The sequence below is a fragment of the Bartonella sp. AP4SXKL genome (assembly GCF_042195845.1).
Classification (GTDB): Bacteria; Pseudomonadota; Alphaproteobacteria; order Rhizobiales; family Rhizobiaceae; genus Bartonella.
This window is the reverse complement of the sequence record NZ_JBHIPA010000010.1, coordinates 60,761-86,723: the sequence shown is the minus strand read 5'-3', so window position 1 is coordinate 86,723 and position 25,963 is coordinate 60,761. Positions and strand designations below refer to the sequence as shown.

General features: G+C 36.0%; 18 protein-coding genes. 11 read left to right on the top strand and 7 right to left on the bottom strand.

The features are described from left to right. The first annotated feature begins 6 nt into the window (after nt 1–6). Nucleotides 7–759 (top strand): 6-phosphogluconolactonase, encoded by a 753-nt coding sequence (gene pgl, locus ACFIMI_RS06635; RefSeq protein WP_375668500.1) that lies wholly within the window; start codon nt 7–9, stop codon nt 757–759. A 55-nt stretch (nt 760–814) separates the two neighbouring features. Continuing rightward, nucleotides 815–2,638, top strand: coding sequence for a phosphogluconate dehydratase (gene edd, locus ACFIMI_RS06630; protein ID WP_375692358.1), 1,824 nt, complete (start codon nt 815–817; stop codon nt 2,636–2,638). Nucleotides 2,639–2,704: 66 nt separating this feature from the next. Here edd and folD read toward each other — a convergent pair whose 3' ends face one another. Then, nucleotides 2,705–3,604 carry a bifunctional methylenetetrahydrofolate dehydrogenase/methenyltetrahydrofolate cyclohydrolase FolD gene (gene folD, locus ACFIMI_RS06625; protein WP_375629801.1) on the bottom strand — a complete coding sequence of 300 codons (900 nt, stop codon included), beginning with the start codon at nt 3,602–3,604 and terminating at the stop codon, nt 2,705–2,707. A gap of 315 nt (nt 3,605–3,919) precedes the next feature. On the opposite strand from folD, the gene ACFIMI_RS06620 reads away from it, so the two are divergent. Next, the gene (locus ACFIMI_RS06620; protein WP_375638023.1) at nt 3,920–5,800 is read left to right on the top strand and encodes an AsmA family protein; all 1,881 of its coding nucleotides are present in this window, start codon (nt 3,920–3,922) and stop codon (nt 5,798–5,800) included. Nucleotides 5,801–6,115: 315 nt separating this feature from the next. Here the strand turns inward: ACFIMI_RS06620 and ACFIMI_RS06615 are convergent, their stop codons facing one another. Continuing rightward, nucleotides 6,116–6,259: a hypothetical protein gene (locus ACFIMI_RS06615; protein ID WP_273790383.1), complete on the bottom strand. Its 144-nt coding sequence runs from the start codon at nt 6,257–6,259 to the stop codon at nt 6,116–6,118. 235 nt (nt 6,260–6,494) lie between these two features. Between ACFIMI_RS06615 and ACFIMI_RS06610 the strand changes: the two genes are divergently transcribed. Both ACFIMI_RS06610 and ACFIMI_RS06605 read left to right on the top strand, forming a co-directional pair. After that, on the top strand, nt 6,495–7,238 hold the full coding sequence (locus ACFIMI_RS06610) for a 16S rRNA (uracil(1498)-N(3))-methyltransferase (RefSeq protein ID WP_375634705.1): 744 nt from the start codon (nt 6,495–6,497) through the stop codon (nt 7,236–7,238). A gap of 68 nt (nt 7,239–7,306) precedes the next feature. Next, nucleotides 7,307–8,680: a glutamate--cysteine ligase gene (locus tag ACFIMI_RS06605; protein ID WP_375612076.1), complete on the top strand. Its 1,374-nt coding sequence runs from the start codon at nt 7,307–7,309 to the stop codon at nt 8,678–8,680. Between the two features lie 1,123 nt (nt 8,681–9,803). Here the strand turns inward: ACFIMI_RS06605 and ACFIMI_RS06600 are convergent. Further along, nucleotides 9,804–10,241 (bottom strand): type ISP restriction/modification enzyme, encoded by a 438-nt coding sequence (locus ACFIMI_RS06600; RefSeq protein ID WP_375692357.1) that lies wholly within the window; start codon nt 10,239–10,241, stop codon nt 9,804–9,806. Nucleotides 10,242–11,056: 815 nt separating this feature from the next. Here ACFIMI_RS06600 and ACFIMI_RS06595 point away from each other — a divergent pair. Continuing rightward, the gene (locus tag ACFIMI_RS06595; RefSeq protein WP_375613541.1) at nt 11,057–12,412 is read left to right on the top strand and encodes an L-cystine transporter; all 1,356 of its coding nucleotides are present in this window, start codon (nt 11,057–11,059) and stop codon (nt 12,410–12,412) included. Nucleotides 12,413–12,419: 7 nt separating this feature from the next. Here ACFIMI_RS06595 and ACFIMI_RS06590 read toward each other — a convergent pair whose 3' ends face one another. Further along, on the bottom strand, nt 12,420–13,298 hold the full coding sequence (locus ACFIMI_RS06590; protein ID WP_375613540.1) for a methyltransferase: 879 nt from the start codon (nt 13,296–13,298) through the stop codon (nt 12,420–12,422). 196 nt (nt 13,299–13,494) lie between these two features. Here ACFIMI_RS06590 and ACFIMI_RS06585 point away from each other — a divergent pair, with 196 nt between their 5' ends. Further along, on the top strand, nt 13,495–14,280 hold the full coding sequence (locus tag ACFIMI_RS06585; protein ID WP_375692356.1) for a ComF family protein: 786 nt from the start codon (nt 13,495–13,497) through the stop codon (nt 14,278–14,280). 47 nt (nt 14,281–14,327) lie between these two features. Then, on the top strand, nt 14,328–14,582 hold the full coding sequence (grxC, locus tag ACFIMI_RS06580; RefSeq protein ID WP_375612081.1) for a glutaredoxin 3: 255 nt from the start codon (nt 14,328–14,330) through the stop codon (nt 14,580–14,582). 20 nt (nt 14,583–14,602) lie between these two features. On the opposite strand, the gene ubiG is transcribed toward grxC, so the two are convergent. Then, nucleotides 14,603–15,346, bottom strand: a complete 744-nt coding sequence (ubiG, locus tag ACFIMI_RS06575) for a bifunctional 2-polyprenyl-6-hydroxyphenol methylase/3-demethylubiquinol 3-O-methyltransferase UbiG (RefSeq protein ID WP_375612082.1) — start codon at nt 15,344–15,346, stop codon at nt 14,603–14,605. Between the two features lie 188 nt (nt 15,347–15,534). Here ubiG and ACFIMI_RS06570 point away from each other — a divergent pair, with 188 nt between their 5' ends. Further along, nucleotides 15,535–16,791 carry an aspartate kinase gene (locus ACFIMI_RS06570; RefSeq protein WP_375612083.1) on the top strand — a complete coding sequence of 419 codons (1,257 nt, stop codon included), beginning with the start codon at nt 15,535–15,537 and terminating at the stop codon, nt 16,789–16,791. Nucleotides 16,792–19,379: 2,588 nt separating this feature from the next. Here ACFIMI_RS06570 and nhaA read toward each other — a convergent pair. Then, complete coding sequence (nhaA, locus tag ACFIMI_RS06565) at nt 19,380–20,738, bottom strand: Na+/H+ antiporter NhaA (RefSeq protein WP_375692355.1); 1,359 nt, start codon at nt 20,736–20,738, stop codon at nt 19,380–19,382. Between the two features lie 146 nt (nt 20,739–20,884). After that, nucleotides 20,885–22,591, bottom strand: coding sequence for a hypothetical protein (locus ACFIMI_RS06560; protein ID WP_375685903.1), 1,707 nt, complete (start codon nt 22,589–22,591; stop codon nt 20,885–20,887). A 354-nt stretch (nt 22,592–22,945) separates the two neighbouring features. Here ACFIMI_RS06560 and ACFIMI_RS06555 point away from each other — a divergent pair, with 354 nt between their 5' ends. Continuing rightward, nucleotides 22,946–24,718 carry an SLC13 family permease gene (locus ACFIMI_RS06555; protein WP_375613534.1) on the top strand — a complete coding sequence of 591 codons (1,773 nt, stop codon included), beginning with the start codon at nt 22,946–22,948 and terminating at the stop codon, nt 24,716–24,718. A gap of 573 nt (nt 24,719–25,291) precedes the next feature. Next, nucleotides 25,292–25,963, top strand: coding sequence for a tetratricopeptide repeat protein (locus ACFIMI_RS06550; protein ID WP_375612087.1), 672 nt, complete (start codon nt 25,292–25,294; stop codon nt 25,961–25,963).

Sequence of the window (25,963 nt, the reverse complement as noted above, 5' to 3'; positions counted from 1 at the left end):
ATAAGTATGTATAGAATGAATATTGATCGTTTAGACTTTGAAACCCCTCAGACTTTAGCTTTGGCATTAGCAGATCGAGTAGCCGCAGAGCTTAGTGTATCTGTTCTTGAGCGCAAGAGAGCAGTTTTAGCGGTGTCTGGTGGTAAAACACCAGAATTGTTTTTTCATTATTTGTCAAAAGCAGATATTGATTGGCAAAAGATCATTATCACTTTGGTCGATGAACGTTTTGTCCCTACACACGATGAACGTTCAAATGAACATATGGTACGGTGTCATTTGTTACAAAATTTTGCCGAAAAAGCACGTTTTGTAGGGCTTTATCATAAAGCAATTACTGCTGAACTTGCTGCTTTTTCAGCGGCGAGTCGTGTTAATACTTTGCCTAAACCCTTTGATGTTGTTGTTTTAGGAATGGGGGAGGATGGACATACGGCTTCTTTTTTTCCTGATGCTGATCGTTTAAAGCAAGCGCTTGATTTACGAACACAAGCACTTGTTTTACCCCTTCATGCTAAGAGTGCTGTTGAGCCAAGACTCTCACTAACTTTGCCAGTTATTATGCAATCTCGTTGCATTATTCTCCATTTCGAGGGTTTTCAGAAACGCGATTGTTTTGAGGAAGCTTGTCAAGATGGGGCTGAAACAGAAATGCCTATTCGGGCAATTTTGCGTAATTCCCCTCATCTCGTTCAGGTTTATTGGTCGCCTGCAGAAAATGAAATAAGTGAATCAAAATATGCGACACAAGGTGAATAAAACGTAATCTCTCTCAATGAATGAGGGGAAGAAACAATGAAAGGGGGAGAGAAATATGGCACTTTCCAAGACAATTGCTACAGTTACACGAAGGATTTATGAACGTTCTCGATCAACACGAGAAATTTACTTAGATCGTATTGCGAAAGCACAAGTTCATCGCCCCAAACGGAGTTTTTTAGGATGCGCCAATCAGGCTCATGGCTTTGCTGCTTGTGGTGCAATAGATAAAGAGCGTTTGAAGGGAAATATCGTTGGGAATATTGGCATTATCACGGCATATAATGATATACTTTCAGCACATCAACCTTTTGAAAAATTTCCTCACTTAATTAAAGAGTCGGCCCGTATGGTTGGTGGTGTTGCACAGGTTGCAGGTGGTGTTCCCGCGATGTGCGATGGTGTTACGCAGGGAAATGCGGGGATGGAGCTTTCCCTTTTTTCGCGTGAAGTAATTGCAATGGCAACAGCTATAAGCTTATCACACGATGTCTTTGATGCAGCATTGTATCTTGGGGTGTGTGATAAAATTGTGCCAGGTTTATTGATTGGTGCCCTAACATTTGGTCATTTACCAGGAATTTTTATAGCTGCTGGTCCTATGACAAGTGGTCAAGGTAATGATGAAAAAGCAAAGATACGTCAACTTTACGCGGAAAATAAAATAGATCGCCAAACACTTCTAGCATCGGAAGCACGTTCTTATCATGGGCCAGGAACATGTACATTTTATGGAACAGCTAACTCTAATCAGGTGATACTGGAGATGATGGGGCTTCATATGCCTGGAGCTTCTTTTATTAATGCGAATACACCGTTGCGTGATGCTTTAACAAAAGAAGCTACGAAACGTGTACTTGAAATGACAGATCTTGGTGATCATTATAGTCCACTTGGTATGATCATTGATGAGCGTTCTTTTGTGAATGCCATTGTAGGATTAAATGCAACAGGAGGTTCTACCAATCATGCGATTCATTTGATTGCTATGGCTGCTGTTTGCGGTATTAAATTGACATGGCATGATATTGCAGAAATTTCATCCGTTGTGCCTCTTTTAGCGCGCATTTATCCTAACGGTTTAGCAGATATTAATCATTTTTACGCTGCGGGGGGAATGGGATTTATTATTCGCGAGCTTATCGAGGCAGGTTTGGTACATGAAGATGTTTCTACGGTTTTTGGTAAAGATCTCAATGCTTATGCAATTGAAGCAAAGCTTTCTGCTGATGGTCATGTGGTACGTGAAGCGGCTCTCAAGGAAAGTGGTGATTATAAGGTGTTAGCGGGGTGGAGAGAGCCATTTCAGCCTGAAGGGGGTATTCGCGTTTTATCGGGAGATTTGGGAACAGCTATTATAAAAGTTTCCTCTGTTAAACCAGAGTATTGGCAGATTAAAGCACCAGTCTTTGTTTTTAATGATCAAGAAGAACTACAAAAATCTTTTAAATCTGGAGCGTTGCATGATAAAGATTTTATCGCTGTTATTCGCTATCAAGGACCAAAAGCCAATGGTATGCCAGAGCTTCATAAGTTAACGACCATTTTAGGCGTTTTACAAGATCGCGGTCAAAAGGTAGCATTGATAACCGATGGTCGTATGTCAGGGGCATCAGGAAAAATTCCTGCTGCTCTCCATGTGACACCAGAAGCAGTGGATAATGGCCCCATTGCACGTTTGCAGGATGGTGATATTGTTTTCCTTGATGTTCATGGGGGTAAATTAACTCTTTTGGAGGATTTAGCAAAATTTAACGCGCGAACAACCACGCCTCCTGATCTTTCAAAAAATGAACATGGTGTTGGACGCGAACTTTTTCATGTTTTTCGTCAATCCGTTAATCGTGCAGATCAAGGGGCATCTGTTTTTATGACATGAAAAATGCAAAAATAAATAAGCTGAATCATATACAATGAAACCATATACAAGGAATTGTTACAATTTTTAGAATTTTGGTATCGGCAGATTGTGTGATCGCGCGGCGGCTTTGAGTGTATTAACCATAAGCATGGCAATTGTCATTGGTCCAACGCCTCCTGGAACAGGGGTGATCGCAGCAGCTTTTTCTTTTACGTTTTCAAAATCGACATCACCAACAAGACGTGTTTTCCCTATACCTTTTTCTGGTGCAGCAACGCGGTTAATACCGACATCAATAACAATTGCACCATCTTTTATCCAGTCTTTTTTAATCATTTGTGGGCGGCCTACAGCTGCTACTAGAATATCAGCGCTTCGACACACATCATCAAGGTCACGGGTACGACTATGGGCAATTGTCACAGTGGCATTGGCTGCTGTTAAAAGGGCAGCCATAGGTTTTCCAACAATATTAGAGCGTCCAACAACGACAGCATCAAGTCCAGATAAATCTCGTCCACAGTGTTGTTCAATCATCATCATGGCACCAGCTGGAGTGCAGGGAATAATTGCATCTTCAAGTGCATTTGCCGCGAGTTTTCCTACATTAATATAATGAAAACCATCAACATCTTTTTGGAAAGCAACGGCTTGTGTTATGCGATTTGTATTCATATGAGCAGGGAGAGGCAGCTGTACCAAAATACCATGAATTTTGGGATCAGAATTTAATGTTGCAATAAGTTGAAGGAGTTCTTTTTCTTGCGTTTCTTTGGAAACGACATGTTTGATTGAAAGAAACCCACATTCTTCGGCTTTTTTATTTTTTGAGGTGACATATACTTGACTTGCAGGATCATCTCCAACGATAATAACAGCGATACTAGGTTGTATATTATAGTGATGGCGGAGCTTTGCTGTTTCGGCCTTAACTTTCACAATAATCTCTTCAGCAAGTTTTTTTCCGTCGATAATATTATTCATTCAGAGATCCTTTCGGTAAGGCTGTTTGTTTTTTTTGTAAAGCATTTTCTAATAATACGATAGAGTTTTATAGCAATATTCATATGAGAACAGTAAGAATGGTTTTATAATGTTGTGGATTTATAGTTTTGAAGACTTTTAAATAATTGCTTTATAAAGAAGCAGCAACATTGCTGTTTGAATAAATTTTGGATAAAGAACAAAAATAATGAAGATACAAAGTGGATATAGTGAATTATAGGATTATAAAAACTTTTTATGATCATTTAAGTTTGTTTTTAATCTGTTATAGGGGGATAAGTATAGAGGGATAATGTGCGCATCAGAATAATAAAATTTTTGAGCGGAGTTTTTATTACAATTATCTTTTTATTTGGAGTGGGGATTCTCGTTTTACCTTATCTTATTTCTACAGATGCGATTCGTATTCGTTTAGCGCAGGATTTAAGTGCGTGGACGGGTTACAATGTGCAATTGCGTGATCCACCGCGGTTACATCTTTTTCCTTATCCTAAAGCATTTCTTTCTGGCGTTACTTTAACATCAAAAATGGATGATGTTGCGCCATTAATGGAAGCTGAATCAATAGAAGTTGATCTTTCTGTCGTCGATCTTCTTTGGGGACATATTTCTTTTTCAGAGACGCGGATTATGCGTCCTCAATTTGTTATGGAAAAGCCTGTTAAAACAATAGCAGATTTTTTTGATCGGTTTTCTCGCTCACAAGGTGCATTAGGGGTGGCAATACGTAATACGCGTGAAATATTAAAACATAATCCTGAGCATCCAGAGATAGAGCACCTTTTAAAACAACCTTTTGGACGGATTGTCATTAAAAATGGTGTTCTTGTGTATCACGATAGTTTTTCAGGAGTAGCAGAAAAAATAACAGGATTAAATGCAACTTTAGATTGGCCGGAATCAACTCAGGAAGTACGGTTACGTGCAGATGCGCGTTGGCGCGGAGAGTTTACAAAATTATCACTTGATGCTTCTCAAGCATTACTGCTTCTTGCTGGAGGCAAAAGTCATATTAGGGCAAGTCTCAATTCTGTACGTGGGGGAATAACTTTTACAGGAAAGGCTCGATTATCTGAATATTATATTTTTGACGGAAAAGTGTCAATGCGTTCTCCTGGATGGAATCAGACATTGTCTTGGGTTGGTGGAAATCAGTTTTGGGGACATAAATTAAAAATACCCATTGTATGGGAATCTCATTTTTTAGCGCAGCCAATGCATATCCAAATGAACAATGTTACATTTACGATGGGGAAAGCCAATGCGCGAGGAGCTTTAAAACTCGATTTTCAAGATTATGTACCAAATGTCATGGGCTCTTTAGCCTTTGATAATCTAGACCTTAGCCTCTTGGGTTCAATGTTTTTTTCAGGTAAAAAGAAAAATGCCTGCTTTGACATGAGAACTTTTGATTGTATTGGCGTGGATATACGACTTTCTGCGCCACAAGCTAAAATAGGAAATATTTCACTCACAAATTTAGCTGCTGCAATACAAATAAGAGATGGTCATGGTATTTTTGATCTTGGACATGCGAATATTTTTGGTGGATCTGTGCAAAGTAATATTGAAGTTACTTCAGCTGGACAGAAAGTGCGTATTGGAGGAAATATTTCAGGTGCTTCTATTGATATGCAGGAGACTTTAGAAATCTTGGGATTTATTCCATTTATACAAAGCAAAACGAATTTTACTGCAACGGTACGAACACTTGCTGATTCTTGGCCAGAAATTTTTACGAAAATGCAGGGTGAGTTAACACTGAAGATGTCTTCTGGTCGGCTATTAGGGTATGATCTGAATGAATTACAAACAAGACTTTCAAATAAACAACAATTTCTTTTAATGAATAATGATACTTTTTCAACAACATTTGATCACTGGGATATTCAGACAAGCTTTTCAGAAGGTATGATGAAGGTAACAGAGTCATTAATGCGTACAGCAGACTTGAGCTTATCCATTCAAGGAATCATTGCAACTGCTATTGCGCAAGGGAAGGAAAATGAACTGATATTACAGGCACAACTACGCAAAAACTATAGATCAGAAACTTTATGTAAAGATGTCCAATGTCTTGCTAATAGCCTTGCATGGCCTTTTACATTTTCTCTAAGCTCTAAAGGACAAAATCATGGCGATTTTTGGGTTACAAAAGATATTAACGCAGATTGAGTATCGTTTTTCATCTGTATAATATTCTATCCTATAATGGTAATTCGTCTTTTTGCAACTTAAAATTGTCTTTTAAATTTAAATCAGAGCTCCCATTATCGGAAGATTCTCTCATTTTAAATCCGTTCGTCGTGAAGCAGTAAAAACCATCCTCACCGTCATAATAAGTGAGGTTGGTATAGATAAATGACTGAAGAGAGGAATAAAAAACCTTCTTATGGAATCTTTCAAATACAAGAGATTCATAATATCGGTGCTAATCTTATAAAAATTGCTAAAAAACATTAAAATTTTAAGGAGGATGTTGGCCAGTGCTTATTGAATCGCAGAAGAAATACCATAGCCATCTTTGGTAATTGTATGCTTCCCGTCGGCTCCAACAGAACCAATTCCCACTGTAATCAAAATAAAGGCTAAGAGGGTTGTAATCGTAATAATTGTAGCTTTTTTAGCAGACATATTTTTCCTCCACGGATGCATCAATGACTGAATGCAAAGATGAATGGTGCATTATTTAAACTTTTATGAAAGCAGAATCACTTAAGGATCTATAAGTTCCTATTATTATCTCATAAAGCTAAAAAAACTCTATAATTCTTTAATATATTATAGTTCTATAGATATAATTTTTTCTTTTTGCTATATATTTTTCTTCATTTTCTCGATGACGATAGTGAGCATTGGCAAAATTTTTATGCGCATAAATTATAAACTTAAAAGATTATTTATCCGACAGACATTGGCTTTGAATGAAGAAATAAAGATAGAGGGGGCACAAGCTTCTTATCTTATGCATGTTTTGCGTATGAAAGAAGGAGCAGAAATTTTACTTTTTAATGGACAGGATGGTGAGTGGCTTGCTAAACTTATCACTGTTAAGAAAAAATTTGTTGTGGTTCAGCTTATCCATCAAGAAAGATTACAAACGACGCATTCCAATCTTATTTATTGCTTTGCTCCACTCAAAAATGCGCGGTTGGATTATATGGTGCAGAAAGCTGTTGAAATGGGGGTATCGATTTTGCAGCCTGTTATAACGCATCATACGCAGGTTACGCGTATCAATATGGCGCGTATGGAAGCCAATGTTATTGAAGCTTCTGAACAGTGTGGAATTTTATCTCTTCCTAAATGCGTATCGGCTCTATCATTAGCAGAACTTTTAGCACAGTGGGATGAGACACAGCCTTTATTCTTTTGTGATGAAGAGCATAAATTGCATAATCCATTACCTTCTTTTAAAAAGCGTGACGTTACAACACCTGGTATTCTTATTGGACCGGAAGGTGGCTTTAGTGAAGAAGAGCGGAGCTTTTTAAAAAAACATCCTTTTGTGTTTCCAATATCACTAGGTCCGCGTATTTTACGCGCTGATACTGCCGCTGTTGCTGCTTTGGCTCTTCTTAATGCTACCGTGGGGGATTGGGCAATGGATTGAGAAATCTGTAAAATCATTCTAAACAATTTATTTAAGATGATGATACCAATTATAGGATACGGTAAGTTATGGCGCTTGATATAACTGATGAAAGTGAAATTTATAACTTAGATTCTTTGGTTAGCTATTTCCAAGGGGGGTATAAAGCAGAAGATGATTGGCGCATTGGTACAGAACATGAAAAATTTCCGTTTTATAGAGATGGTTTTCACCCTGTTCCTTATGAAGGAGAGAGGGGAATCCGAGCGCTTTTAGAGAGGATGCAAAGCGCCTTAGGATGGAAACCTATTTTAGATGAAGAGAATATTATTGGGCTCGTAGGATCAGTTGATCAGGGAGCCATTTCTTTGGAACCTGGGGGACAATTTGAATTATCTGGTGCACCATTAAAATCAGTAAGCCATACATATTACGAGTTGATGGAGCATTTAACTCTTCTCAAAAAAATTGCAGAACCATTAGGTATAGGTTTTCTAGGTCTTGGAGCTAGTCCAAAGTGGACTTTAGCTGAAACGCCGCGAATGCCTAAATCACGTTATCAGATTATGACTGATTATATGCCTAAAGTGGGGTATAATGGTCTTAATATGATGTATCGCACATCAACAGTTCAGGTTAATCTTGATTTTTCATCTGAAAGTGATATGCGGCGAAAAATGCAAGTATCCATGAAGTTACAGTCCATTGCAACGGCATTATTTGCAAGTTCGCCCTTTACAGAAGGGCGCCCAAATGGCTTTTTATCGTGGCGTTCTGAAATTTGGCGTAATACGGATAATCAGAGGACAGGCGTTCTGCCCTTTGTATTTTCTGAGCGTTTTGGTTTTGCTGATTATGTTGAATGGGCCCTTGATGTTCCAATGTATTTTGTTGTGCGTGATGGTCGTTATTATGATTGTACACACATAACGTTTCGTCAGTTTATGAATGGAGCATTAAAAGGACAAGTTGCAAATTCAATTCCAAACATGGGAGATTGGATTAATCACTTATCAACGTTATTTCCTGAAGTCCGCTTAAAAAGATTTTTAGAAATGAGGGGAGCTGATTGTGGTTCTTGGAAGCGCATTTGTGCGTTGTCGGCTTTTTGGGTTGGGCTTCTTTATGATAGGGAAGCACTTAATGAGGCAGAGGCTTTGACAAAAGATTGGTGTTTTGAAGAAGTTTTAGAGTTGCGCCAACGCGTTCCTAAAGAAGGGTTAAGAACTCCTTTTCGTCAAACTATTCTTTTAGAGTTAGCACGTCAAGCTCTCGCTATTGCTCGCAAAGGCTTAAAAAATCGCAAACAGTATGATACGAATGGTTTTGATGAAACAAATTTTCTTAATCCTCTAGAAGAGGTTGTTGCAATGGGACAAACAGATGCTGAAAAATTTTTGTCCCATTACTATTCTATTTGGAATGAGTCGGTAGAACCTTTATTTTTAGAATGTGCCTATTAAATTTGAAGCAAAGATACTTCCTACTTTTTTAAAAATGCATATCACCGTGGTGGTTCATTCACTCATTTTCTCTAGAGAGCATATCCTACCTTGCTTTTAACATTTCTCATAACGGAAAGGATACAATACAAAAATCTCTTGGGCAGTGTGATTTTTATACCCAATAATATCACGATATTTCCGTAATCGTAATGTTGTCCCTTTGTACTAAAGATAGTTCATAAGAGATAAAGCTTATTATCAAACATTTTTTATTCACTTGGCTCATCTACTTATGAATAGGTCTGAAAATAATATTTTTCACTTTTAAAAGGGATAAAAAAATATAATTTGCGGTTAATAGTCAATTATTATAATTCAATATACAATGCTTATATGAAAGAGCATTTTATTATACAAAAATTATGATATCAATCTTTCAGTGCGCTAAAAAGACAGTAGAAAAAATACCGATAGATCTATGTATGTATAACTCAATTTTATTTTTATAAAAAAAAGAAATATATTATGTAAATAGATAGAAATAAAGATTATTATATATAATGAATGTGTTAATTACATCATTAAATATTGATAAATAAAAAATATTATCTTCATAGAGTTATATGAAATTATAAGCTATTCATAGATAAGAAATAACTATTTGTATGTAAAGGGGTATTATATTAAAATACTATTATTCTTGATAAAGAGGCACGAGATAAAGAGATTGAGCTTGTAACGAATGAGTGTTTGAATACGCACAAAAATTCAAAAAAGCACAACATTTCTATAGCAGAATAATCTTTATCAGTATGAGCGCAACTTATTATAGGCAACTAATTATCCCCATACATTGTAAATCTACTGTAAGACTGCTTTTAATGCTTTAAACTGTACTATTCATAAAATTTATAATATTTGTAGGCTTAAAGCCTCTCATTGTAATCATATATCCTCAGTCTTTTCCATTGTTTTCATTATCTAGAAATTTGTAATCGTCTTTGTTATGCTCCACTAGGATAAGCAGCTTTAAAATGTGCTCGTCCTTCATCCGTAATGGCATCACGCCTCTGTAAACCAGATGTTTTTCTTTCCTTTATTGAATTTGCAAACAAATGGGATTGTTTTTCATCATGAACAGTTACAGAGATTCAACGTTTTTATAAAGATACCGTGGAAAGCATTGACCTGTATCTATTGCATCTAGATTAGGCAAATTCTTAGCTATCAATACAGAAAAAACGCTTCGTGCTCCTATGCCTGTAATTTGTATCATCCTATTTTCAATTTTTTGTCCTATCAGGACTATACGAGGCATTTGGTAAATTCCATCGTTGAGATTCCGATTATAATAAAACCACTGTTGCGTAAAAGGATGATATGAACTCTGAGTGAGGCATGCCTCTTCAAATTCAAAAACCTTTCCTCTTATTAGTTCTTGCGTAACATTATAACTCCAACTTATCTTTTTTATATCTAAAGTGACAAAATTATCTATAGCACATGCACGTGTTGTTCGATCAGCATATGAATAGGTATCGTTAAAACGTTTTACTGCGCTATTATAAAAAGCAATCATATTATTTATATTTTCTGCTCAAGCTCCGCCCTCCAATGTTACGGCAACTCTTGCATTAAGATGTTTCATAAGAGGTCTTTCTACTCCTTTCTTATACATTTTTACTCATACGCCAGCCCTGCTTGTGACGTGCAAGCAAATGATTTTGATTGATTCAAGATAAACAGGTTTGAAATGAGAGAATCTTACGTTATTCGGGACTCTCATTTAATATGCAAAACAGTAAATTATGATTATAAATCAACATGTTGTATTTCAAAGCCTTTTTATGATTATAAAAAGAGTTTTGAAAAATAAAAAAGCTTTCATTGAGAGCAAAGAAAGAATGTATAAAAAGTATTTTCAATAAAATAATTATATTTGAAGTGCTGATCAAAGCTATTGAGAGTGCAGTCCATAAAATGAGCAGAAGTAGCTTGTTGGTGTATTTTCTAGAAAAATCATGAATGTTCGATTGTTAATTCATCCTTGCTTGGAAAGCTCGCTTCAGTTCAAATAGAAAAAGAGAGAGGTAAGGAGATTTATATGATAAGATATGCTGGAATTATTCAGTATTAAGATGCAATGAATGCTGCTTATATTTCTCTTTTTTAACTATTTTATGAGAGTGAAAATTTAAATAATAAGAAAATAATTTTATTTATTTTCTTTAAACAGTTATTAGTAGATAAAAAATTCTCTTTTAATCTATAAATTAAAAAAATAATGATTTTGTAAAAGCCTTGTAAGCTTTATAGGTTAATTTTAAATATCATGCATTGATTTTGAATTATGCAGATTATTTATGTCAACCATAATAATAGTGAGCATAGACAATGACATTTAATTTTTTCGTCAATTTATTTCTATTTGTTATTTTTTTATTGTTGGTTTTTCAAAGTAAGAAAATGCAATGGAGTCTTTCACTACGTGTTATGCTATGGCTTATCCTTGGCTTGATTTTTGGAAGTGTTTTGCAGTTTATTTATGGAGAGGGTGAAAGCACTTTATTGAAATCCGTTGAATGGTTTAACATTGTCGGTGAGGGCTATATTTTATTGTTGCAAATGATTGTTATGCCATTGGTTTTTATCTCTATCGTTTCAGCAGTTGCTCATTTACATTCTGTTTATGCTGTTGGAAAGATGAGTATAATAACAATTTCAATATTGCTTTTTACAACGGCTCTTTCAGCATTGGTTGGTGTGCTTGTGGTTAATTTTTTTGGATTAACAACCGATGGTTTGGTGCATGAAGGGCAAAATGTTTCTGCTCTTCTTGAAGGTCATATTTCTAAACTTGGAGATATGAATATACCAAAGATGATTTTGTCTATGATTCCTAAAAATCCATTTGCTGAGTTGAGTGGAGCTAAACGTACGTCAATTATTAGTGTTGTGATTTTTGCGTCATTTTTAGGTGCATCGGTTCTTCTTTTAAAGAAAGATGAGCCAGAAAAAGGAGAAAAAGCGCTTTTATTTATTCAAGTGGCACAAGCTTGGATTATGCGGTTAGTCCGTATTGTGATTGCTTTGACGCCTTATGGTATTTTTGCACTTATGACGAAAGTAGGAGCAATATCGCGTATTACAGATATTTTAAATTTACTGGTTTTTATCATTGCCTCTTATGTCGGTATTATTTTAATTTTTGGAATTCATGGTGTATTGCTTGGTATTTCTGGGATTAATCCCTTTCGTTTTTTCAAAAAGGTTTTACCAGTTTTAACATTTGCTTTTAGCAGTCGTTCAAGTGCTGCAAGTATTCCTTTGAATATTGAAGCGCAAACACAGTGGATAGGTGTACCACAATCCATTGCGAGTTTTGCAGCTTCTTTTGGGGCAACAATTGGACAAAATGGTTGTGCTGGTCTTTATCCAGCGATGCTTGCGACCATGATTGCACCCTCTATGGGTATTAATCCTCTTGATCCTACTTGGATTGCTACGCTTATTGGTGTTGTAACGTTGAGTTCTATTGGTGTTGCTGGTGTGGGGGGAGGTGCTATTTTCGCTGCATTGATTGTGTTACCAATTATGGGGCTTCCTGTTACTTTGGTTGCTGTACTTATCTCTATTGAACCGCTAATTGATATGGGACGGACTGCTCTAAACGTGAGCGATTCAATGATAGCTGGAACGGTCACCAGTCAAATATTACGGACAACAGATAAAAGTATTTTTAAAAAATAATTTTAGATTATATTTTTTGGGGCTGTAAAACATCTGTAAGAGATATTTGCGCTGAACCAGGTTGTAGCGGTTTTTGTTGATTGGGATGAGGAGCCCAACCAGAGAGCCAGATGAAAGAAAAATGTGCACGAATACGTCCATCAGGATCACTAAATCGTTGTGCATAGATTTCAGCTGCGCGGAGAAAAAAACGTTTGGATACAGGGCGTCGTGAACGATTGATGAGTGCATTTTGCATTCCCATAGCTTTAAGATCGTGCATAAGGTCAAACATTGTATTATAACGTATTGTGATATCTTCAACGTCTGCTACAGGCAGGGCAAAGCCAATACGCTGTAAAAGAGCGCCTGCATCACGAATGTCGGCAAAAGGGTAGATTCTAGGGCTTGCTCCATCATAAATTTCACTTTCAGCTTGCAGCAGGCTTTCGCGCAATTCTCTTAATGTACCAGCTCCTGCCATAACAGCAAGAAATAAGCCATCTGGTTTAAGGGTATTTTTTATCTGGCTTAGAACACCAGGGGTATCATTGGTCAATTGTAATGAAAGAAGTGAAACAATAAGGTCACAGTAACTTTGAGGTAAATCAAGAAATTCTCGATGACGTAAATGAAATTTTTTATCATGGCTTTGATAAAGCGGATCGGTTTCAATGCGTTCTATGGAACAAACTTTTCCAGATTTCATTAAAGCTTGCGCAGCAAGGTCTGTATGGCTGTGTAAATCGAGAGCTAATGTAAAGAGGCGATCAACAGTGCTAAGGCGTTTATAGAGATCTTCTGCCATGTGAGAGAGTAAAAAGTCACATCCTTTTTTTGCTTTTTGAAAGGCACGTTTTCGGAATTGTTCAATGCGGTTATGATCAAAAATTAAAGGATGCGACATATTGTAGAACACTTTCGATCTATGAAAGAATATATTTTAAAAAGGTTCATTATTTGTGCAAGCTCTGTCAAGTTTATAATATGAAAGAAAATAAATTTATAGAAGGTAAGAGTTTTTAAAGGAATTAAAATTATAAATTGAGGAAATACAAAGGAACTTTTGTTCTGAGGGAAACTTGTAAAAGCCTAAATTTATAATGTTGTATTTTCGAGAAGCGGCGTTAAATAGTGAGGATATACTAAGTAAGTTCGTTGAACGCGTGAAAACGATGCTTTATCCACCAATTTGTCCTGGATGTAAGCAAAATGTTTTTACTTATGGTACGATTTGCTCCGAATGTTGGAAAGATCTTCAATTTATCACAAAACCTTATTGTCCTGTTATGGGGATTCCTTTTGTTTGTGATATGGGGGATGGTTTTCTTAGTGGTGAAGCACTCCGTAATTCCCATCCTTTTTCACGTGTTCGCTCAGTCATTGTTCATAAAGGGCTTGCACGAACTTTAGTAACGCGCTTAAAATATGGTGATCATATAGAATTGGCATCATTTATGGCCAATTGGATGATGTTTGCTGGACGCGAGGTTATTGATGATTGTGATGTTATTATTCCCATTCCATTGCATTTTCGTCGTTTTTGGGAGAGGCGTTATAATCAATCTGCTGAGCTTGCACGTTACATTGCAGCATCACAAAAAAAGCTTTTAAAACCGAGTTGGCTTGTTCGTTGTCGGCATACCCGTCCGCAGGTTAGTCTTTCTTCGAGAGAGAGAAAACTTAACGTAAAAAATGCTTTTAAGGTTTCGCATAAAGTTAAAAAATATCTCAAAGGATGTTCTGTTTTGCTGATTGATGATGTATTTACAACGGGTGCAACAGTTACAGCAGCAGCTGCTGCATTAAAAGATGCAGGTGCACGACAGGTTGATGTGCTAACATTTTCGCGTGTTCTCAAAGAAGATTCTATTTTTCCCTCTTCTTAAGAGGAATTTAAAATGAATATTATTAAAAAATATTGGAGGATAATACTATGAAAGAGGTAATAATTTATACACGCCCTAACTGTCCTTATTGTACAAAAGCACGTGATTTGCTTAATAAAAAAGGCGTAAAGTATACAGATATTGATGCTTCCACATCTCTTCGCCAAGAAATGGTACAGCGTGCAAATGGACGTAATACATTTCCACAAATTTTCATAGGTGATTATCACGTTGGCGGTTGTGATGATCTTTATGCTTTAGAGGCTGAGGGAAAGCTCAATTCTTTATTACAAGGCATATGATATTTGTAAATTACATATTCTTAAGACCGTTTTGCAAGAAGGAGATAGTTAACGCCCATGTCTTTTGAGCGATTCCAGCTGTCGTTTAATGGGTTATAAGTAATACCTATCTCATCAACGACAGTCAGAGCGTTTTTTGATAAGAAATTTTTAAGTTCTAGAGGTTTTAGGAATTTTTTATAATCATGGGTTCCTTTAGGAAGCCAACGTAGAATATATTCAGCGCCTACAATAGCAAGCCCCCATGCTTTCCATGTGCGGTTGAGTGTTGAGACAAACATCACCCCTTGTGGTTTCAGCATTTTTGCTGTAGCTTCTATGAAGAGATTAACGTCAGCGACATGTTCAACAACTTCCATATTAAGGATGATATCAAATTTTTCTCCTTCATTGGCAAGTACTTCTGCTGTCGTCGTGCGGTAATCAATGGAAAGATCATTTTGGGCTGCATGGGTTTTTGCGACTTCAATATTCGTTTGTGAAGCATCAACGCCTACAACTATAGCACCAAGACGTGCCATTGGTTCAGATAACAAGCCTCCTCCACAGCCAATATCAAGAATTTTCAAATTGTGAAAGGGCGTAAGTGAAGAAGGGTCACGATTAAACTCTAAACAGATTTTTTCTCTGATGTAAGCAAGGCGCGTTGGGTTAAATTGGTGAAGAGGTCGAAATTTTCCTTGTGGATTCCACCATTCTGTAGCAATACGTGAAAAATGATCAATTTCACTTTGATCAATAGTTGTTTGTGTTTCATCGATCATGTTGCCTTCCTTTATTTTTAATGATCAGGTCAAGTAGATTTTATACAAAGTCAAGAGAAATTAATATAATCATAATGAAACTTGCACAAATGATAGATATTCGCTATGTCGAGAAAATGGTTAGTTGATACAGCATCTAATTCTCATTACTGTTTGAGATAAGAGATGTAAAGGTAAGAGTGTTATTAATGGCGCGCATTGTCATGAAATTTGGTGGAACGTCTGTAGCAAACATTGAATGTATTCATAATGTTGCAAGGCATGTCAAAAGAGAGGTTGATGCAGGCAATGAGGTTGCCGTTGTCGTATCTGCGATGGCTGGTAAAACGAATGAACTTGTTCAGTGGACAAGTGATGCTTCCTCTATGCATAGAGATGCTCGTGAATATGATGTTGTGGTTGCTTCTGGTGAACAGGTTACGTCAGGTTTGTTGGCTTTGACACTTCAAGAAATGGGGGTGAATGCACGTTCATGGCTTGGTTGGCAAATTCCTATTCATACAGACAATGCGCATGGCCGTGCACGTATTACTAATATTGATGGATCTTTTTTAATCGAGTGTTTTCAGGAAGGTCAGGTTGCCGTTATTGCTGGTTTTCAGGGGTTATCTCCGGATAACCGGATTTCTACCTTAGGGCGTGGGGGATCAGATACAAGTGCTGTTGCTATAGCCGCTGCTGTACAAGCTGATCGCTGTGATATTTATACGGATGTGGATGGTGTTTATACAACGGATCCACGTATAGAGCCGAAAGCGCGTCGTTTACCAAAAGTAGCTTTTGAAGAAATGCTAGAAATGGCTTCTCTTGGTGCAAAGGTTTTACAGGTTCGTTCTGTTGAATTGGCAATGGTTCATAAGGTTCGTACCTTTGTGCGTTCAAGTTTTGAGGATCCTGATGCGTTAGGCATGGAGGATCCAATGAGTTCTTCTGGAACACTTATTTGCGATGAGGATGAAATTGTGGAACAACAAAATGTTACTGGTATTGCTTTTGCTAAGGATGAAGCACAAATTTCCCTTCGTCGGCTTGCCGATCGTCCAGGGATTTCGGCAGCAATTTTTGGTCCCTTGGCTGAAGAAAGCATTAATGTTGATATGATTGTGCAAAATATTTCTGAAGATGGCTCAAAAACTGATATGACTTTTACTGTACCATCATCAGATGTAGAAAAAGCCGTTACACTTCTTGAAAAGAATCGCAAAGAAATTGGATTTGATGTTCTCCAGTTTGAAAGCGATCTCGCCAAGGTATCTGTGATTGGTATTGGAATGCGTAGCCATGCAGGTGTTGCCGCTACAGCATTTAAGGCTTTGGCTGAAAAGGGTATTAACATTCAAGCAATTACGACCTCAGAAATTAAAATTTCTATTTTGATTGATAGTGCTTACACTGAACTTGCGGTTAGAACATTACATGCTGTTTATGCACTTGATAAGGGATAAGTATTTTTTAGTTTCAACAGAGTTTCAATAACGTAAAGCTTTAATATATATTAATAATTTTTGTTAAGGATATTTATATTTTAACTTAAATGGAATATTTAATACAGCAGGACTCTCTCATTTTAAACTTGTTCATGATGAATTTAAAATGGTCACTTATACATTACAAGAGAAAGATGTTTGGGTAAAAAACTGTTTAAGAAGGGATATAAAATATGCCGTCTATAAACGTTTTAGGGCCTATAGAGTGAGATGGAGAAGACTTTACGATAAGCCTTAATAGAACTAAGGAACAATGCACTGCGTTTATTCAAAAGATGCATGTTACATGAGGGACAGCCTCGTGAATACAGATTTAATATTATAAATCTTAGAGAAATGGGAGCTCATTGGATTAGTGACGGAATTACCAAAATAGAATTGATGATGTATTTTCTAGAGATGTTTAGTTTGTCATCAAATGATTGTTTATGACTTTATGTATATCTTGAAAATTTAATTTTTTCCGTATTACGAGGCAATAAAAAATATATCTCTATAGATAATATTTATGTTGCACTATAAGTTATAAAATTACCATGTCTTACGCGTTTATAGCTTCTTCAGAAGTACTTTTCATAAAATAATGATAATGTTACAGTGTGTTTCTTTTATGATTTTATTACTTAAATTTTTTTCATGTCTATTTCTCTTTTTTGAATTATGATTAAGATTTTCAAAGTTTTTGATACCTCCATATGTTCTTTAGGTTAACTTTCTTCCCTTAACTACTCTATTATAAGTATTTTCTGTGTCATACTGCCAATCACACATGAAATACATTCTTTCGTTTTTGCAGTATATTGTGCTAGTTTCTTATCATGTTTACATATTTTGCAAATGGTGGTCTTTGTAAGTAAAGCTCTTCTTGTGAGAAATATAGCCATATTATTTTACTCTTCTTGTATTTTATGTGGCGTTGTATAAATTCGAAAGTCTCGGAAACTTTGCTTTTTAAATTATCTATGAAGAGTATTTTATGGTATCAAGAAATATAGAGCGACCTCTTTAAACAAAAAGAAAATAAATATCAAATAAGAGCGGAAAAAGGGGAGAACAACGATATATATGCTCTATTTTTCCATCAATCATATGTTTTAGAATAGTCTAAATGACTAGGGGTTTCTTTTTTCCCGCGAGTTAATTACGTAAACTAGAGTGCTCCCTATGGAAGCATGCTTCAAGTTTAATTCTTTCATGGAGTGAGACAAGCGATGTGTCGATGATAAAAAACGGGAATATTTTTCCACTCCATTGTCAATTTAATAGTGATGTTATGACGTTGTTATTCCAAATAAATCTTTTGTTTTTTGTTACCTGTATCAATATCTAATGTCAGAGCAGATGCATATTTGATGGTATATTGAGACGGATAAGGGGCCTACGAGCAACTCCTGTTTTGTATGCCAGATAGGAATAAGGATGTTGCGTATACCTAGTGGGGTAATTTCTGAAATGGAGATAAAACCTAATTGGGTGAGAATATGAAGCCATAAAAGTGAAAACCAACTTCCATTTTACAACTTCCTTTTAATTCTGCTTTACAATTTTCAAAGGTATTGACAGCAATATCTTTTAAATAATGGATATTACACATTGGTTCACGTTTTTGTTTATTGCGTTATTTAAATCGTATATACCTTTCACGTAAAACAAAACGCTATTATAGTGCCAATTTACGCGCTTGTTTTGAAAAAATATCTCTCAAGTCCATTTCACGGCACCGACCATGAATGGTATAACGGTAAAGCCATTGTGCGCCCCATCTCCTTCTTAGATCAAAGGTGTCAGTTGGCCGTCATCATTTAATTTTTAGTTTTTGTGTTGAACAACTCTTGTATGGATATGGTGAAGCAGTCTTCTTTCTTCAAATAATCCATATTTCTCATCGGCTTGTGACGTGTAAGAGAATAGTCTTGATTGATTTATCATGTACAGATTTGAAATGAAGAAATCATACGATATTTGAACTCCATTCAAGATTTATAATGATAAATTAAATATTTTTTATCCAAAAATAATGTGCTTTTAAGCAGATAAAAATTAAAGTTATTTAGAATACCGCAATAAAATCAGTAACGAGGAGGGTGGTTTATTGAAAAAAAATAAACCATGGAATTACTTAACTGATTATTGAATTTTGCTTATTCTTATCTGTTTCGTATGATTAAACATAAGATATTGATTCATAATAATTAATTTTTTTATAGTGAATAATAGTCCTGACGAAAGGCAGCTTTTCTGAAACCACGAAGCCTTTTATATTGAAACAATTAAAATCATTTCTGTGCATATCATGAGTGGAGCTGGTGCATGAGTAAAAGAATATTGAAGAAAGGAATACAAATATCTCTTATAAGTCTTTTTAAGAGTCAAAGGTGTTGTAACATTAGAGGCTCGTAAATAGTATGATAATGTTAGTTTTCTCCTTCATAAGTGTAAAGATGAGGCGAGACAACAGCTTTTACATTAAATATCGTCCGAACCCAACAAATGAGCGAAATCGCTTTTTAAAAGTTCTGCATAAAAATGTATTTTCAGTTAGTTTGTTAGGAACTATGAGAAATTCCTTTATTGCGCTTAATATAAATAAATCCATATCCCAGACCGATAAGGGCAGATAAACCTGAGCCACAAAGGACCCCAATTTTTGCCGCATCAAGCAGAATAATATCTTTAAAAGCGAGCATTGAAACAAAAATAGACATTGTAAAGCCAATTCCTGCTAAAAAACCAATGAGTAAAACACCTGTCCAGGTCATATGAGGGGGTAGGCGGCATAGTCCTGATTTTACAGCTATATAACTGGCAGTGATAATACCAAGAGGCTTACCGATGAAAAGACCAATGACAACACCCAGAACAATCAAGAATGATTTGTCAGAAGAAAGATCAAAGTTTGCAAAACTTACTCCTGCATTTGCGAAGGCAAAAACTGGCATGATACCGTATGCAACCCATGGATGCAATGCTTTTTGAACACGTGTTACTGGGGCAATCATGGCCCGTTGTCCTTTGCGCATCTTTTTCAATGCTGTTGAAATATGATGCAGATCTGTTTTTGTATTTTTTTCTTGAAGAATTTGCATAGCGTTACTGAGCATGGTGAGTGGCGCTACAAGAGTACGGGTAGGAAGAACGGGAGTCATCATCCCTAAGATTACGCCAGCAAGCGATGGGTGAACACCTGTTACCATTAAACCCCACCAAATGATTGCACCAGGTAAAATGTAAAGCCATGCTGATGCAAGCCCGATCCACTGAAAAAATAGTACCAAAGCAATACCTACTCCTGCAATCATTAAACCGCTAGGATCAATGTTTGTTGAGTAGAAAAAAGCAATAATAAGAACAGCAATAATATCGTCAATAATTGCTAATGATAGAAGAATAATATGAAGATTAGAAGGAATTTTTTTCCCTAGAAGAGCAAGAATACCTAGAGCAAAGGCAATATCTGTTGCTGTTGGCACAGCCCAACCGCGGATATGTCCCTCGTTAAAATTGAAGATAAAGTAAATAATTGCAGGAACACAAACGCCCCCTATTGCAGCAACAATTGGTAAGATTGCTTGTTTAAAATCGGCAAGAGCCCCTTCATGAATTTCGCGTCGAATTTCCATTCCTGCGACGAGAAAGAAAATAGTCATAAGGGCATCATTAACCCAGAAATGTAAATCCCATGAAAGAGTGAAATGACCCAAATTAAAGCCAAGAGGTGTATGCCAAAAAGATTCATAGAAAGCAGCATATTTAGAATTGGCAAAAATAAGTGCAGAAGCAGCAGCTAATAAAAGAACAACACCACTAAGAGCTTCAATATGGAGAAAACGCTCGATAGCAGAAAGCGCTTGATTAGTGACACGAGAAGCGCGATTAGGCAGGCGATTTGAAGATAAATCAGACATGAACAACTCCAAGCATCGTCAATTTTAGATTCTATACTCTCTGTATAAATGACTTTGTATGATACCTTCTGTATCATACAAAAGAAAAAAGAGGAATAAAGTTCTTAATTTATAGACAAGATCATCATGTTTAAAGCACAAAATGTTTAACGCGACGCTTCATTTTTAATAGTGAGATGTACTTTGCTTAAAGCCTTAGATAGATCATTTTGTAGAGCAGATTCGAGATCAACTATTGCGAGACCTTTATTATCTTTTGCTTTAATTTTAACGATCAATGTTTGTGGATTTTTAGCAAATTCTCCTAAGGATTTTGAAATTTTTTCTGCTTCGTCATGATTTTTTAGCAGAATTTTTGGGGTCTGCGTCATCATTAGATAGAAATCGTCATAAAGTTCCTTTTTTAGATCATGTTGGCTGTCATTAAGATTTTGCGCAAGATAAGAAAAAAGCTTATCAATGAAACCTGCATCCGTATATTGTATATCAATTTCATTGATGCCAAGGTCTTGAGACGCAGCAATCATTATATTTTTCTGACCAGAAAAAAGCTTTTCATCAACATCAATAACCTTAGCCGAGATGTTCCCAGATCCAACGTTTTTCATATTGAAAGACATTGTATCAAGAAAGAGCATACGTTTTTTTTCATCGTAAGAAATATCAATTTTTCCTGAAACATTAAAGCGCTCAAAGTTCAGATTTTTGAAGAACTCTAAGTCTTTTTCATTCATTTTTTTAGGTAAAACGGAAAGGTTATTGAGAGAAAGAAAAAGCTTTTTTGGGATAGGTTGTTTCCACAAACTTGGTTTGAATTGGAATGATTCGAGCGTTGCTTTCAACTGCGGTATATCAACGGTGATATTATCAACTTTGGCATCCGCTGAGGTAATGGCGAGCAGTATGTTTAGAAGAAGACCATTTTGTGCTACTTTTTCAGCGATTTTATTATTCTCTTTTCTTGCATTAAGATAAGCTTTGATTAATTTTTCAGGAGTTTGCTCAAGCAGTTTCATCTTTAAACCAGATGTTTTAAACTGCCCAAGGAAGAAAGAGCTGTTTTTTTCTGCTTCTTCAAAAATATCGACACTTATATTATTCAAAGAAATGGGGCCAGTAACGGTTTTACCTTGATTGAGAGCATTGTTTTTTCCAAAAATGATAGAGTAGGCATAGTTGATGTCGATATCATGGGCTTTTATTGTATTACTTTTAGCCATAAGTTGCATCTGTTTGGCACCATTTGCTACGATCGTTTTAAGATCCATATTTTTGATACTAACTGAATGGATATGGTTATTTCTAAAATCAGAAAGCTGGAAATTCTTGATTTCAACCGTTTCTGTTCGGTTATTTTTATTTTCTATAGAAAGTTGTATATTGGGAGCAATAATTGAGGAAAGCTCAATACGCATCATTGATTGTAAAAGACGTGATGTTATCGTTCTATCTTTTTCTTTTAAGGATACATTCCGAAGAGAAATTTGGGGAATTTGCACATGAATATTATTATACTTTAAATCAACATTATAAAATGTAAAAGTTCCGGGAATAAAGGAAAGAGGAGGACGGGCAGAAATGGCACCAATTTTAAGTGATGTACCAGCTGGAACAGGTATTGTCACATTCTTCAAATTGATTTTACCTAGAATGCTTACTTCAGATGTTTCGGCTTTTATGGAATGACGGGCTATTTCTTTTCTTACAAAACTGTCAAGATAGGGTTTTGCAATATAAAATCCACCAACAATTATAATTGCCAAGATAGCAACAAATCCAATAATGCAAGTGAGCCAATATCTGAGGTTACTTTGATACCCACTATTAAGATTGACCATTCTTTCTTCTTTCATTTTTATCACTCTTTGAATTGAGAGTGAAGATAAATACTTTTAAGCAACGACAAAGGTTTAAATATAGCGTGTACCAGTTTCAACAATTATCTACTCTCTATATTAGAGTTATTCTCATCTTTTTTGCAATATAGCTTTATCAACTTTTATCAATTTTCTTTGGGTTCAGCACTTTATAGAAAAGCACGCATAATAAGGAGAGGCAAGTTTATGCGCATCATAATTTTTTATCACTTTAAAATTATCCTAAAATATTTCGATGTCTGCTTTTATCTTGCTGCTGTTTATAGGAATATTTAAAACATAAAAAATATGTTCTTGTTCATTATAATTTAATGGGGAGAGGTAAGTGTTATGACAGAAAATCAAATAATGGCTTTTTCGATCATTGGTCTCATGATGGTTGTTTTTATTTGGGATCGATTTCGTTATGATCTTGTTGCTATTTGTACTTTATTAATAGCTTGTGCCCTTGGTCTTGTCAGTCCGAAGGAAGCTTTTAGCGGTTTTAGTAATGATATCGTTATTATCGTGGGGAGTGTGTTTGTTGTCAGTACTGCTGTATCTCGCTCTGGTATAATGGAATTTATTATCCAACGGATATGGCCAGACGTGAAATCGGTGCGTCTTCAATTAGCGTTTTTGGTTCTTTCTGTTGTCGTATTATCAATGTTTGTTAAAAACATTGGTGCTTTGGCGATTATGCTTCCGATAGCTTTTCAGTTTGCACGTCGTTCTCAGGTTTCTCCTTCTGTCTTTTTGATGCCCATGGCCTTTGGTTCTTTGTTGGGGGGGCTTATGACACAGATAGGAACATCTCCCAATGTTGTTATTTCAGCGATGCAAGAACGTTTAGCAGGAACACCTTTTACTATGTTTGATTTTACACCAGTTGGTGCGGTTGTTGCGACGGCTGGTGTTGTATATTTGGTTCTTTTTTATTGGCTTTTGCCTGTGCGTGTGCGTTCAGGTGTATCATTTGATGATGCCATTGATATTCGTAATTATGTTGCAGAAGTACATATTCCAATAAATTCACCGATTGTGGGAAAAAATATTGTTGATTTGGTTAAGCCATCAAGTGGTGATGTTATGGTGATTCAAATCATCAGAAACAAAGTATCTATTTCACCATTACCAGATTTTGTTTTGTCTGAAAATGATATTATTTTGCTGGAAGGATCACATACAGGGTTAGATAGCGTGATGAATTCTGCTCGTTTAGAGTTTTCTAAGGGGCGAACTATTGTTGCAGGTGATAAGGACAGTGATATTGATATTATTGAAGCAGTCATTACCCATAATTCACCTCTTATCGGTATTAGTGCGAAAGAGTTTTCCTTATTTGATCGGTATAATGTAAATTTGCTTGCGTTAAGTCGTCAACATGAAAGGGTGCGGGGAAGACTTGATGATATTATTTTCCATCTTGGAGATGTGATTGTTTTGCAAGGACAGGATGCAGTTATTCCAAATTTATTAAGAGAATTGAAATGCTTGCCCCTAGCAAAACGAAATATTGTGTTTGGAAATTTACGACATGGTTTCATCTCTTTAGCTGTTTTATTTATAGCAATTATTTTTACAGCTTTTCATATTGTTCCAGTTGCTTTTTCTTTCTTTTCTGCTGCTGCTGCAATGGTGATCTTTCGTGTTTTGCCCGCGCGTGATCTGTATCAGGCATTAGATGGCTCAATATTAGTGCTATTAGCGGCTCTTATTCCAGTGAGTGAAGCGTTAGAGAAAACAGGATGTACGGATCTCATTGGTCAATGGCTGAGCCAATTGGCAATATTTTTCCCGCCATCCGGTGCTTTAGCGCTTATGTTGGTGACAGCTATGTTGGTTACGCCATTTTTGAATAATGCAGCAACAGTGATGATGGTAGCACCAATTGCGTCAAGTTTTGCTCATTCCCTTCATTATAAGCCTGAAGCTTTTTTGATGGCTGTTGCAATTGGTGCGGGCTGTGAGTTTCTTACACCTATTGGACATCAAAGTAATATGCTCGTGATGGCGCCAGGAGGATATCGTTTTAGTGATTATCCACGTTTAGGTGCTCCATTGGCGGTGTTGATCGTTATTATTGCTGTTCCAATGCTTATGTGGGTTTGGCCCTTACAATAGGATATTTTTAGAAACTGTAAGAATCAATTATAAAAGGTTGTTAATCGTATGAAGATAAGTTGAAGGGATATACTTTATATAAAGAGCTTTAACTGAAGATTTGGAATTATACCACACTGTAATCATGGCGCTTCGGTATTTTTGATACAGATAAAAATTTATCTATTTGGTTTTAGTAGATATTCATGGAAATTTACTGTTTATTCAAGTTTTTTCAAGAATTGGTTTTTCTATTATAATTGTATAATCCAATACAACCAACGATTGCGGTTGAAGACTTTAAAAGATTATTCCTCTATATAATGGAGAGAAAGTTCGCTTGAGATGATAGGCAATCATGATAAATATTAAGGCAGTGAATTTTTCATAATATGTAAAAGCTGTAATGTGAACAAACAGGGTGCTTACATCATTTTCGATTAAGACTGTTGCAAAAATCTGATTGAATTGGCTACATGTTGATTTAAAATAAATAAACGAGCAATTTAAAGATTTTTAGTTAATTAGGGCTACCATCTTTATCCATTTATGCGTAAAAGCACAGGTGAAGTAACTTTTTTCAAGGTATGATATATGTCGTATGATAGTTTTATTGCTGAAGTGAATGCAGAATTTCGTCAGGAAAAGGCGCTTGCTTTTTGGAGACGGTATGGTTTTTCAATTATTGGAGCGGCTGTTCTTTTTATATTCATGATAGTTGCTTATCAAGTTTATCATCATACACAAATAAAGAAAGCTGGTTATATTGGTGATGCATTTGTAAAGAGTCTTGATCTTGCGGATACACGTGATTTTGATAAAGCGATAAAGCAATTAGAAACTGTTAAAACCTCTCATTTTGGGGGGTATCCTTTTCTTGCTCGTTTACGTGAGGCTTCTTTACTCATGGAGAAAGGTGATATTATTAAGTCAGTGGAGATCTTTGATTCTGTTGCAGCGGATGAGAAAGCACCGCAGATTTTGCAGAAAGTTGCAAAAATTCGGGCGGCTTATATTCTGGTTGATACAGGGACATTAGCTGATGTTGAAAAGCGCATCAAAGATATGGCAAGTGATACCGATCCTATGCGTATGTCTGCAAGAGAAGCTTTAGGCTTAGCTGCTTATAAGGCGGATAAAATGGATGAGGCGGTTTATTATTTTAAGAAAATTTCTGAAGAAGGTTCTTTGGGTTTAAAAATAACAGATCGGGCTCGAATGATGCTTGAGCTTATACAAGCTGAGGGCAAGGCAAATAAGGAATAA

Coding starts and splice junctions, on each gene's coding strand:
- pgl (WP_375668500.1), top strand. CDS start 7: ATGTATAGAATGAATATTGATCGTTTAGACTTTGAAACCCCTCAGACT.
- edd (WP_375692358.1), top strand. CDS start 815: ATGGCACTTTCCAAGACAATTGCTACAGTTACACGAAGGATTTATGAA.
- folD (WP_375629801.1), bottom strand. CDS start 3,604: ATGAATAATATTATCGACGGAAAAAAACTTGCTGAAGAGATTATTGTG.
- ACFIMI_RS06615 (WP_273790383.1), bottom strand. CDS start 6,259: ATGTCTGCTAAAAAAGCTACAATTATTACGATTACAACCCTCTTAGCC.
- ACFIMI_RS06610 (WP_375634705.1), top strand. CDS start 6,495: ATGCGCATAAATTATAAACTTAAAAGATTATTTATCCGACAGACATTG.
- ACFIMI_RS06605 (WP_375612076.1), top strand. CDS start 7,307: ATGGCGCTTGATATAACTGATGAAAGTGAAATTTATAACTTAGATTCT.
- ACFIMI_RS06600 (WP_375692357.1), bottom strand. CDS start 10,241: ATGATTGCTTTTTATAATAGCGCAGTAAAACGTTTTAACGATACCTAT.
- ACFIMI_RS06595 (WP_375613541.1), top strand. CDS start 11,057: ATGACATTTAATTTTTTCGTCAATTTATTTCTATTTGTTATTTTTTTA.
- ACFIMI_RS06590 (WP_375613540.1), bottom strand. CDS start 13,298: ATGTCGCATCCTTTAATTTTTGATCATAACCGCATTGAACAATTCCGA.
- ACFIMI_RS06585 (WP_375692356.1), top strand. CDS start 13,495: ATGTTGTATTTTCGAGAAGCGGCGTTAAATAGTGAGGATATACTAAGT.
- grxC (WP_375612081.1), top strand. CDS start 14,328: ATGAAAGAGGTAATAATTTATACACGCCCTAACTGTCCTTATTGTACA.
- ubiG (WP_375612082.1), bottom strand. CDS start 15,346: ATGATCGATGAAACACAAACAACTATTGATCAAAGTGAAATTGATCAT.
- ACFIMI_RS06570 (WP_375612083.1), top strand. CDS start 15,535: ATGGCGCGCATTGTCATGAAATTTGGTGGAACGTCTGTAGCAAACATT.
- nhaA (WP_375692355.1), bottom strand. CDS start 20,738: ATGTCTGATTTATCTTCAAATCGCCTGCCTAATCGCGCTTCTCGTGTC.
- ACFIMI_RS06560 (WP_375685903.1), bottom strand. CDS start 22,591: ATGAAAGAAGAAAGAATGGTCAATCTTAATAGTGGGTATCAAAGTAAC.
- ACFIMI_RS06555 (WP_375613534.1), top strand. CDS start 22,946: ATGACAGAAAATCAAATAATGGCTTTTTCGATCATTGGTCTCATGATG.
- ACFIMI_RS06550 (WP_375612087.1), top strand. CDS start 25,292: ATGTCGTATGATAGTTTTATTGCTGAAGTGAATGCAGAATTTCGTCAG.